Source organism: Polaromonas sp., from assembly GCF_039932935.1.
Classification (GTDB): domain Bacteria; phylum Pseudomonadota; class Gammaproteobacteria; order Burkholderiales; family Burkholderiaceae_C; genus Polaromonas.
In genome coordinates, this window is record NZ_JBDTPB010000089.1 from 1 (window position 1) to 10,228 (window position 10,228).

The 10,228-nt window shown below is 62.3% G+C and carries 11 protein-coding genes; 9 read left to right on the forward strand and 2 right to left on the reverse strand.

Annotated features, from left to right (window positions below; translation table 11 throughout):
• The 8 genes from ABI546_RS15695 to ABI546_RS15730 form a co-directional block, all read left to right on the forward strand.
• The coding region (locus ABI546_RS15695; protein ID WP_348047918.1) for an acetyl-CoA C-acyltransferase at window positions 1-810 on the forward strand (810 nt) is incomplete at its 5' end.
• Entirely contained in the window at window positions 807-1,880 is a 1,074-nt protein-coding gene (locus ABI546_RS15700; protein ID WP_348047920.1) for a DUF695 domain-containing protein, read from the forward strand. The genes ABI546_RS15695 and ABI546_RS15700, both read left to right, overlap by 4 nt.
• A gap of 102 nt (window positions 1,881-1,982) precedes the next feature.
• The gene (locus ABI546_RS15705) at window positions 1,983-3,110 is read left to right on the forward strand and encodes an acyl-CoA dehydrogenase family protein (RefSeq protein WP_348047922.1); all 1,128 of its coding nucleotides are present in this window, start codon (window positions 1,983-1,985) and stop codon (window positions 3,108-3,110) included.
• Between the two features lie 245 nt (window positions 3,111-3,355).
• On the forward strand, window positions 3,356-3,778 hold the full coding sequence (locus tag ABI546_RS15710; RefSeq protein WP_348047924.1) for a rhodanese-like domain-containing protein: 423 nt from the start codon (window positions 3,356-3,358) through the stop codon (window positions 3,776-3,778).
• Between the two features lie 20 nt (window positions 3,779-3,798).
• A complete protein-coding gene (locus tag ABI546_RS15715; protein ID WP_348047926.1) occupies window positions 3,799-4,212 on the forward strand; it encodes a YchJ family metal-binding protein in 414 nt (137 codons plus the stop codon).
• Between the two features lie 8 nt (window positions 4,213-4,220).
• Window positions 4,221-4,535, forward strand: a complete 315-nt coding sequence (locus ABI546_RS15720) for a hypothetical protein (protein WP_348047928.1) — start codon at window positions 4,221-4,223, stop codon at window positions 4,533-4,535.
• Window positions 4,536-4,570: 35 nt separating this feature from the next.
• The gene (locus ABI546_RS15725; RefSeq protein WP_348047930.1) at window positions 4,571-5,461 is read left to right on the forward strand and encodes a metallophosphoesterase; all 891 of its coding nucleotides are present in this window, start codon (window positions 4,571-4,573) and stop codon (window positions 5,459-5,461) included.
• The gene (locus ABI546_RS15730) at window positions 5,458-6,120 is read left to right on the forward strand and encodes an HAD family phosphatase (RefSeq protein WP_348047932.1); all 663 of its coding nucleotides are present in this window, start codon (window positions 5,458-5,460) and stop codon (window positions 6,118-6,120) included. Before ABI546_RS15725 ends, ABI546_RS15730 begins: the two co-directional genes overlap by 4 nt.
• A 16-nt stretch (window positions 6,121-6,136) precedes the next feature.
• Here ABI546_RS15730 and ABI546_RS15735 read toward each other — a convergent pair whose 3' ends face one another.
• Window positions 6,137-7,051: a hypothetical protein gene (locus tag ABI546_RS15735; protein WP_348047934.1), complete on the reverse strand. Its 915-nt coding sequence runs from the start codon at window positions 7,049-7,051 to the stop codon at window positions 6,137-6,139.
• A 265-nt stretch (window positions 7,052-7,316) separates the two neighbouring features.
• Here ABI546_RS15735 and ABI546_RS15740 point away from each other — a divergent pair, with 265 nt between their 5' ends.
• Window positions 7,317-7,694 (forward strand): YciI family protein, encoded by a 378-nt coding sequence (locus ABI546_RS15740; protein WP_348047936.1) that lies wholly within the window; start codon window positions 7,317-7,319, stop codon window positions 7,692-7,694.
• A gap of 324 nt (window positions 7,695-8,018) precedes the next feature.
• Here ABI546_RS15740 and ABI546_RS15745 read toward each other — a convergent pair whose 3' ends face one another.
• Complete coding sequence (locus tag ABI546_RS15745; protein ID WP_348047938.1) at window positions 8,019-9,869, reverse strand: potassium transporter Kup; 1,851 nt, start codon at window positions 9,867-9,869, stop codon at window positions 8,019-8,021.
• Window positions 9,870-10,228 lie beyond the last annotated feature (359 nt).

Below are 10,228 nucleotides of genomic sequence, written 5' to 3' on the forward strand. Positions count from 1 at the left end.
CTGCTGCTCAAGGGCCGCAGCGGCATCCGCATCGGCCACGACCGCATCTATGACCACATGATGCTCGACGGCCTGGAAGACGCTTATGAACCCGGCCGTGCCATGGGCACCTTCGGTGAGCAGTGCGCCGACAAGTACAAGTTCACGCGCGAAGCGCAAGACGCCTTTGCCACCGCCAGCGTCAATCGCGCCAAGGCCGCCACCGAGTCCGGCGCCTTCAAGGCCGAAATCACGCCCGTCACCGTCAAGGGCCGCAGTGGCGACACCGTGATCTCCATCGACGAAGGCCCGGGCAAGGTGAAGCTCGACAAAATCCCCACGCTCAAGCCGGCGTTCAAGAAAGACGGTACCATCACCGCCGCCTCCAGCTCGTCCATCAACGACGGCGCAGCCGCGCTGGTGCTGGCACGTGAGTCCACCGCCAAAGAGCTGGGCGCCAAACCCATCGCCCGCATCGTCGGCCATGCCACGTTTGCGCAAGACCCCGAGTGGTTCACCACTGCGCCGGTCGGAGCCGTCAACAAGCTGCTCAAAAAAATCGGCTGGAGCGTCAAGGATGTGGACCTCTGGGAAGTCAACGAGGCCTTCGCCGTGGTGCCCATGGCCGCGATGAAAGAACTTGGCATCAGCCACGACATCGTCAACGTCAACGGCGGCGCCTGCGCGCTGGGCCACCCCATCGGTGCCAGCGGCGCCCGTATTCTCGTCACGCTGATCCATGCGCTCAAGGCGCGCGGCCTCAAGAAGGGCATCGCCACGCTATGCATCGGCGGCGGTGAAGGCACGGCCATGGCCATTGAGCTCGTATGAGCGAAGCCGGTCTGGAGCTTTCGCCCGCTGAGCTTGCGCAGCGCATCGACACCTTCTGGCTGGGTTTTCGCGAAGGCGAGGCAGAGCTTGTTCGCCAACCGGTACGGGAACAGGTCGAGAAAATCAACGAAATTCTCGAAGAGTCTCTGGACGGCCTGGCGCTGGAGATGTCTGCCAAAGATGGAGACTTGCAGGTTGACTTGATCGCCACGGCGCATGGCGCCAAAGACCGCTTTCCCCTGTTGATGGATTTTGTCAAACGCGCGCCGCCGCTGAAGCACTACACCCTGACCGCTTTTCGTGCCCGCACGGAGAGCCCTGACTTTCCCATACGGATGGACGGCTTTGAGCTGGCAACCTCTGAGGTGTTGATCGGCCACGCCGCCGATGAAGGCCAGATCGGCATTGAAATCATGTTTGCGCGTGAAGTGCCCGGCGACATGCAGGACCATGCGCGGAACATGGCGTTCATCATGCTCGACCACGTACTTGGCGAATACGACTTCGCAGTCAAGGTCGGCTTTGTAGAGTTCGTCGATGCGTTTTCTGACGAAGTGCTCGGCTCCACGCCGCTCGACCAGTTCGGCGCGGTACTCGACAAATTCTGGACAAATGAGCTGGGGCACACGGGCTTGTTCCCAAGCGGCGAACACCAGTGGTCGGTCATGAACGTGGTCTTTGGCAATGGGGAAGACGGCGACGGGGAAGAGGACGACGGGACAGGCGATGAAGCGATCGTGACGGTGAACCAGAGCGCCAACGCCGTTGCGGCGCGGCCTGACCTGGGCCACGCGATCGAGCTGCGCCTGCCCGTGGATGACCACGCGGCGCTGGACCGCGCCCGCGAAGTTCAGGAGCAAATTGCCACCCGGCTGGAGCTGCAGCATGCCGGCATCCTGTCTCATACCGTGGTGCGCAACGGCTGGCGCCTGGCCAACTATTACGTGGGCGACCTGCCCGCCGCGCTCAGTGTGGTTGACACCAGTCTGCGCGGTACGTCATTCACTGACGTCGAGTTGAGCAATGCGTTCGACCCTTCATGGTCGAAGTATTTCAATTTCGCGGGTTGACCTGTGAAGGTTCTCGTCATCGGCGCATCACGCGGCATCGGGCTTGAGTTTGTCGGCCAACTTGGCCGAGCCCACGCGCATCAGCCCCACTGAAAGACACCCATGATCCTGACCCAAGACCAAACCATGATCCGCGACGCGGTACGCGACTTTGCGCAGGCCGAACTTTGGCCCCACGCCGCCCGCTGGGACAAAGAACACCACTTTCCCGTCGAAGCGCACAAAGGCCTGGCCGCGCTGGGTGCTTACGGCATCTGCGTGCCTGAAGAGTTCGGCGGCGCCAACCTGGACTACCTCACGCTGGCGCTGGTGCTCGAAGAGATCGCCGCCGGTGACGGCGGCACCAGCACCGCCATCAGCGTCACCAACTGCCCGGTCAATGCCATCCTGATGCGCTACGGCAATGCGCAGCAGAAAAAGCAGTGGCTCACACCGCTGGCGCAGGGCGAGATGCTGGGCGTGTTCTGCCTGACCGAGCCGCATGTGGGCAGCGACGCGTCGTCACTGCGCACCACGGCGGTCAAAGACGGCGACGAGTACGTGATCAACGGCGTCAAGCAGTTCATCACCAGCGGAAAAAATGGACAGACGGCGATTGTCATCGCCGTTACCGACAAGGGCGCCGGCAAAAAAGGCATGAGCGCCTTCATCGTGCCTACCAGCGCACCGGGCTATGTGGTCGCGCGGCTTGAAGACAAGCTGGGCCAGCATTCCAGCGACACGGCAGCCATCAATTTTGACAACTGCCGCATCCCGGTCGACAACCTGATCGGCAACGAAGGCGAGGGCTACAAGATCGCCCTGGGCGCGCTGGAGGGCGGGCGCATCGGCATCGCCGCACAAAGCGTAGGCATGGCGCGCAGCGCGTTCGAGTTTGCGCTCAGCTACGCCAAGGAACGCCAGAGCTTCGGCACCGCCATCTTCAACCACCAGGCCGTGGGGTTCCGCCTGGCCGACTGCGCGACCAAGATCGAAGCCGCCCGCCAACTCATCTGGCACGCCGCCAGCCTGCGCGACGCCGGCCTGCCTTGCCTCAAAGAAGCCGCCATGGCCAAGCTCTTTGCCAGCGAGATGGCCGAAGAGGTGTGCAGCGCCGCCATCCAGACACTGGGGGGGTACGGTTATGTGAGCGACTTCCCGGTGGAGCGTATTTACCGCGATGTGCGTGTGTGCCAGATTTACGAAGGCACGTCGGACGTGCAGAAGATCATCATTCAAAGATCACTTTAGCCCCCACGGTCGCTCACTGCGTGTAGCTCCCTGCCCCCCGAGGGGGCCGCTGCGCCTGCGGTCTGGCAAAGCCAGTCCCGCGGCCCCTGCTGATGGAGAGGGGCTTACCCCTATCGGCATTCGCAAAGCCGGACCTGCGGCCCCCGCTGGTGGAGATGCCACCCTTTCTTAGGCTCACCCCCTCCTAGTGCGGGGGAATGCCGTCACTGTGACAATCAGTTTTCATCACCCTGCAGGAGACCCCCATGCCCATCACCAAAGGATTCCGCGCTCTCGTTGACGAGGCCATGGCGCAGGTCAAGACCTATCGCGTCGAAGACGTCAGGGCCAGGCTCAACGACCCCAAGGTGCAGATCGTCGACATCCGCGATGTGCGCGAGTTGACTGCCGGCACCGTTGTCGGCAGCTTCCACGCGCCGCGCGGCATGCTGGAGTTTTGGGTGGACCCTGACTCGCCGTACCACAAGCCGCTCTTTGCCGATGAAGGCAAGGAGTTCATTCTCTTTTGCGGCGCCGGCTGGCGCAGCGCGCTGGCCACCAAGACCCTGCAAGACATGGGCATGCGCAATGTGGCGCATATCGACGGCGGTTATGCCGAATGGGTGAAGCAGGGCGCGCCTACCGAGACGCTGGAAGAGCGCAAGGCGCGCAACACCAGCTGCGGTTAACCCTGCCGTTAAATCGCTTGATGCCCAACATGCTGCCGTCCCAGCCATGCCCCTGCGGCCGCCAGGCCGGCAAGCGCGCACTGGTGTATGCCCAATGCTGCGGCCGCTACCTCGACCACTTCGATACCGCGCCCGCGCCCGATGCCGAGTTCCTCATGCGCTCACGCTACACCGCCTTTGTGCTGGGGCGCGCCGACTACCTGCTCGCCACCTGGCACGCCGGCCATCGTCCGCCTTCCATCGAGTTTGACTCCGGCGTGAAATGGCTGGGCCTCGAAGTGCGCAGCCATCGCCGGATCGATGACACCAATGCCGAAGTCCAATTCGTCGCCCGCCAGAAAAATCCCGGCAGCCCCGCCGTGCGCCTGCACGAACGCAGCCGCTTCGTGCGTGAAGAAGGGCGTTGGTACTATGTCGACGGTGATCTCTACTAAGGCAAGCTATGTTCAACCAGACCGTGCGCGGCATGTACTGCCTGCGCTGCAGCAGCCGAAAGGTGGTGCGCGGCAATTTCGAAGCGCAACGGTTCTACCCCTTGCGTGGCATGCTGCGGTCTATCCTTGGCAAGCCGGTGTTTTTGCAAAATGCGCATTCACATGCCTGCATGGACTGCGGCCTGGCCTGGAACGAGGTTGATGCCACCGAGCTGCGCAAAAACCTGCGCGCTTACGGCCTGGCGCCGCACAGCACCGGTGTGATGAATGCGGTGAACGGCCAGGAAGCCCAAAAGAACCAAAAGCTGGACATCAGCCTGTGACAGGGCCGGTGAAATCGCGATGGGCCATCGGGTTCATGGCCTTCGTGCTTGCGGTGCTGTCGCTCGGCGTCTGGGTGGTGCTCATCGAACCCCGCTGGGTCGCGCCCCGCGAGATCGGTGAAACCGTTCCGGAGTGGAAAGGGCCCCCCGGCCTGAAAGTGGTCGTTGCTTCCGACTGGCACTTCACCAAACGCCCGCTGTGGCGCGTCATGACGGTAGAGCGTGCGCGTGACATCGTGGCGCAGATCAATGCCGCCCAACCCGATGTGGTGCTGTTGCCCGGCGACTTTATTGCCGACCGCGACTACAAGCCCGACACCGCCGCCACAGCCGAGGACGAGATCGCCCAGGTGCTGGGCGGACTGAAAGCCCGGCTGGGTGTCTATGCCGTCATGGGCAACCATGACTGGTGGCACGACGGCGAAAAATTCACCGCCGCATTCACCCGCACGGGCATCACCGTGCTCGAGAACGACGCCGTGCCTCTGCCCGTGCCACCCGGAGCATCCGGAACGCCCGTCTGGGTGGTAGGCGTGGGTGACGACCACACCGGCCACTCCCGACCGGCCAAGGCGATGGGCAAGGTGCCCAGGGGCGCGCATGCCCTGGTGTTCATGCACGAACCGGCCAGTTTGATCGATCTGCCGCCCGTGCGCGGCCTCGTCGTAGCCGGCCACACACACGGCGGCCAGGTCTATCTGCCCTTTGTTGGCGCGCTGGTCGTGCCCGGCGCCGGCCCGCGCGACTGGGCCTACGGCTGGGTCGAGCACCAAGACAACCGCATGTACATCACCAGCGGGCTGGGCGTCAGCATTTTGCCGGTGCGATTTAACATGAGGCCAGAATGGGTGATGTTCACCCTCAACGCCGCGAACGCCGAAAAAACGGCAAACGGCAACCCAACGGAAAAGAAAGCAGACAGATGAAATTCGACGCGGTGTTATTTGACTGTGATGGCGTGCTGGTCGACAGCGAGCCGATTACCAACGGCGTGTTGCGCGACATGCTCGAAGAGCTGGGCTGGAAGCTCGGCTCGGCAGAGTGCATGGCCCTGTTTGTCGGCAAGGCCGTCAAGGACGAGGCCGGCACCATCGAGGCACACACCGGCAAGCCGATCACCGGGGAATGGATGCTGGAGTTTCGCGCCCGCCGCAACGAGGCATTGGTCGAGTCACTGTTGGCCGTGCATGGTGCGGTCGAGGCCGTGAGCCAGATCCACACGGGGTACCAGGGCCGCATTGCCTGCGCGTCTGGTGCCGACCGTTTCAAGGTTGAGCTGCAGCTGCAACAGTGCGGCCTCATGCCGTTCTTTGAAGGCCGCATCTTCAGCGGCCACGAGCTGCCCCGCTCCAAGCCTTTCCCCGATGTTTACCTGGCGGCGGCTGCGGCACTGGGGGTTGACCCCAAGCGCTGCGCCGTGATCGAAGACACCATCACTGGCGTCACCGCCGGTGTGGCGGCCGGTTGCACGGTGTTTGGCTACAGCCCGGCCGAGCTGGGCCACGATGCGCCCAAGGCCCTTTTGGCGACCGGTGCGGTGCATGTCTTTACCGATATGGCGGATTTGCCGGCACTGCTGGGCTGAAGCCTGACCCAGCCAGTCAAGGCGGTTTGATGAGATCGTCAATGGCCTGCCGGTATTCGGCGAGCATCGGTGTTTTCATCGCCTCGCTTCGCGTGATCCTGAGCGGATGTGCGACCGATGCTGTGTGAACATATCGATAGCTCAAGGTCTGCTTTTCATCCAGGTTCACCACGCGTTGTCCTGTTGCGATGACGCTGGGCAGGTCATAAATGTCTTCTGCCAGCAGATTGCGAAACACCATGGCTTTGGGTGCCTTTTCCCATGGTGCGGGTTCAAACTGCTGGCCGTTCAATATCGCCAGCCGCTGCCCCATGGTGTTGTAGTCGCTTCCCCAGCCATCCTTTGGTCGGCCCGGGTTTTCCGGGTTCAATCCCTTGTCGGGCCCCACCAGTACGACATACCAGACGCGGTCGAACTGGTTCAGGTAAACAGGCTGCAGCGGAGTTTTGATGGACACCTTCGCTTCGCCCGGCGCCGGCTCAAAGCTGAGCTCCGTGTTGAGCAGGCGGACATCCTTGAACTCATGTAACCGCCAGCCGGTGCGCTCATAGGTTCTCCGTGTTTCTACAACCTTCAGCTCTCCATTGCCCAGCCGGATTTGTTCGCGCCATGCAAGGTCAAAAAACTGGGGATGGAGCCCGTTCGTGGCGATGTAAATCGCTGCCGCGCCTGCGGCGAGGGTGATTCCCATGAAGATGGCTTGCGGCGCCGCAGGGGATTTTCGCGGGGGCTCGAAGCCGTAATCCAGCCATCCCAGCACGTTCTTGAAGAGCCACGCAAACACAAAAAGTCCAGCCGCCATGCTGGGCAACCCCGTGAAGTAGGGTGAGACCAGAAGGATCTCTTCGCCCCAGATAAGCGTGGGCGCAAGATTGATGAGCAGCAGGCAGCCGACGCCAAACCCAGCCGCAATAAGGCCGCTTGACGCCATAAAAAGGACCTTGAAGAAAAATCTTGATAACAAGTTCATAAGATGGGCTTTTGCTTTTTACTCGTCACCATGGATGTTCGGGATGGTACCTATGTGCCCCATTTTTCACCAGCCGCGATACGGCCTTCCGGCATGAGCCATGATGTGCCCAAGGCAAAGGCGACCAAAGGCGGCCAAAGCCACATTTTTTTGTGTCCAGACTGTCGATTCCGGTCTGCTCCATTCGTCGTAGAGGTGTCAGCAACCAATTTCTAAAGGAAATGTCATGAAATACCTCTGCCTCGCTTACTACAACCCCGCCGAATTCGCCGCCATGGCGCCCACCGACATGCAGGCCCTGGTCAGCCAGTGCCCGCCCAAAGACGCCCAGCTCAAGGCCACCGGCCAGTTGCGTGTCAGCGCGTCCTTGGGTGAGCCCGCCATCCGCCTGCAGCCGTGTGGCGGCAAGACGCAAAAAATCGACGGCCCGTTTACGGAGGCCAAAGAAATGGTCGGCGGCTTTTTCATCATCGACGCCGCCAACCCCGACGAAGCCGTGAAAGCCGCCTCACTGCACCCGGCGGCCACGCTGGGCGAGCAAGCCAGCTGGCGCATCGACATGCACCCCATCGATTTCTTTGAGCAGTACGACGGCAAGGCCTGAGCGGCTGACTGGGTCTGGTTCAGACCTCACAGCAACCGGGCGGCCGGTTTGGGCCGGTTTTCAGGCATAAAACAGACCCGCAGGCCAATGGTAGCGAGCGCAAGCAGCTATGGTTTTAATAGCAATGCTGTAGAGGCCAAAAACCGGCCTGAAGACGCCTTTGGGGCCCCAAAATGCCCAAAAAAGACGCCAAAACAGCCATTTTTGGCATCAAAAGTGCCCGCAGCCCAATCAGAACGTGCGCGAGCAGCTATGAAATTGATAGTGCCTGCAGCGTGCCGGCGGATGCCGACACGCTGCAGGCACGCGCTGGCGCCCGGCGCTTCAGATCTGCACCCGCGTTCCCAGTTCGATCACGCAGTTGTTGGGCAGCCTGAAAAACCCCGCCACGCTCCCGGCGTTGCGCGACATCAGCGCAAACAGCGCCTCGCGCCAGTGCGCCATGCCCGAGCCGCGCGTTGGCACCACGATTTCGCGGCTTAAGAAATACGAGGTCTCGAACAGGTTGATGGCCAAGCCCTGGGCCTGGCACAGCGCCAGCGCTTTCGGAATGTCCGGTGTGTTCTTGAAGCCGTAGTTCACCTGCACCCGCCAGAACCCGGGCGCCAGCGGCTGCACCTGCACCCGTTCGGCAAACGGTATCCACGGCACCTCGTGGAACACCACGGTCAGGATCAGGTTGCGCTCATGCAGCACCTGGTTGTGCTTGAGGTTGTGCATCAGCGCTTGCGGCACCGTGTCGGGGTTGGCCACCGCATACACCGCGGTGCGCTGCACGCGGTTCACGCTGTCGCTTGCCAGCGCGGTCACAAACGGCAGCAGCTCCGGGTCGTCGTGGCGGATGCTGTCCACCAGCAGCTCACGGCCGCGCCGCCACGTTGCCATCACGGTGAAAATCGCCACACCCAGCACCAACGGAAACCAGCCGCCCTGCATGAACTTCAGCATGCAGGACACCACCAGCAAGAGGTCTACCGCCACAAAAGTGACCGTTGCCGCAATCGCCAGCGGCAAGGGGTAGCGCCAGCCCTGGCGTATGACAAAGAAGGTCAGCAAAGTGGTGATCAGCATGGTGATGGTGACGGCAATGCCATAGGCCGCCGCCATGGCCGACGAGCTGCCAAACCCGATCACCGTCACCAGCACGGCCGCCAGCAGCAGCCAGTTCACGCCCGGCATGTAGATTTGCCCGGCTTCACGCGCCGAGGTGTGCAGCACGCTCATGCGCGGCAACAGGCCCAGCTGGATGGCCTGGCGCGTCATCGAATAGGCGCCAGAGATCACAGCCTGTGAGGCAATCACGGTGGCAACGGTTGCCAGCGCCACCGCCGGGATCAGCCAGGCTTCGGCAAACATCCGGTAGAAAGGGTTTTCCAGCGCAGCCGGGTCACGCATCAGCAAAGCGCCCTGGCCCATGTAGTTGATGGCCAGCGCCGGCAACACCAGGCCGCCCCACGCCCATTGGATGGGCCGTTTGCCGAAGTGGCCCATGTCGGCGTACAGCGCTTCGGCGCCGGTAAATGCCAGCACGATGGCGCCCACCGCCACAAACATGTGCCAGCCCTGCGCGCTTAAAAAACGCACCGCGTTCAGCGGGTTCAGCGCGGCCAGAATGCCGGGCTGCTGCGCAATCTCCAGCGCGCCGGTAAATGCCAGCACGCCAAACCACAGCACGATGACCGGGCCAAACAGCTTGCCGACCAGGCCCGTGCCATAGCGCTGCACCGCAAACAGGCCCACCAGCACCGCCATGCAGACCGGCAGCACGTAAGGCTTGAGCGCGGGCGTCACCACCTCCAGCCCTTCCACAGCGCTCAGTACAGAGATCGCCGGGGTAATGACGCTGTCGCCATAAAAAAGCGACGCGCCCAGCACGCCCGTCAGCAGCAGGGCGGTGCGCGTTTTAGGGTTGTGCCCCGCCGCCTTGGCCGCCAGCGCGGTCAGCGCCATGATGCCGCCTTCACCGTTGTTGTCGGCCCGCAGGATCAGCAGGATGTACTTGAGCGTGACGATCATCATCAGGCCCCAGAAAATCACCGAGACCGCGCCAATGAGATGCGGCGCATCCAGCGGAATGCCCATGGCCGGGCTGAAGATTTCCTTCATGGTGTACAGCGGGCTGGTGCCGATGTCGCCATACACCACGCCCAGGGCGCCCAGCGTCAGCGCCGCCACGCCTTCGCGGTGCCCCTTTTTACGCGTGGCGTGGTTTGCGGCTGTGGCCTGGCCTTCTGCATGCGCTGCCACTGCATTTGCAGCATTGACAGTATTCGCGACATTTCCCATACATTCCATTCGACAGTGAACAAGGCTTCACTGTCGGCGCGCGGGCATCAGGAACGCATAAGTGGGCGTATGACCGGGTGGTTGAAATACGGTGATTTCGCCAGCCCTTGCCCCCTCTCCCAGAGGGAGAGAAGACAAGCCGGCTCTACACACCCCGTTCGCCCTGAGGTATCGAAGGGCTGCTTGCATGGGGGAGGCTTCGATACCTCAGCCCGAACGGTTGGGTATTGGTTTTGGTCGAACGGTTA

Excerpts from the sequence above, each read along its gene's own strand:
- ABI546_RS15700 (WP_348047920.1), top strand. The coding sequence starts at position 807 with ATGAGCGAAGCCGGTCTGGAGCTTTCGCCCGCTGAGCTTGCGCAGCGC.
- ABI546_RS15705 (WP_348047922.1), top strand. The coding sequence starts at position 1,983 with ATGATCCTGACCCAAGACCAAACCATGATCCGCGACGCGGTACGCGAC.
- ABI546_RS15710 (WP_348047924.1), top strand. The coding sequence starts at position 3,356 with ATGCCCATCACCAAAGGATTCCGCGCTCTCGTTGACGAGGCCATGGCG.
- ABI546_RS15715 (WP_348047926.1), top strand. The coding sequence starts at position 3,799 with ATGCCCAACATGCTGCCGTCCCAGCCATGCCCCTGCGGCCGCCAGGCC.
- ABI546_RS15720 (WP_348047928.1), top strand. The coding sequence starts at position 4,221 with ATGTTCAACCAGACCGTGCGCGGCATGTACTGCCTGCGCTGCAGCAGC.
- ABI546_RS15725 (WP_348047930.1), top strand. The coding sequence starts at position 4,571 with ATGGCCTTCGTGCTTGCGGTGCTGTCGCTCGGCGTCTGGGTGGTGCTC.
- ABI546_RS15730 (WP_348047932.1), top strand. The coding sequence starts at position 5,458 with ATGAAATTCGACGCGGTGTTATTTGACTGTGATGGCGTGCTGGTCGAC.
- ABI546_RS15735 (WP_348047934.1), bottom strand. The coding sequence starts at position 7,051 with ATGGCGTCAAGCGGCCTTATTGCGGCTGGGTTTGGCGTCGGCTGCCTG.
- ABI546_RS15740 (WP_348047936.1), top strand. The coding sequence starts at position 7,317 with ATGAAATACCTCTGCCTCGCTTACTACAACCCCGCCGAATTCGCCGCC.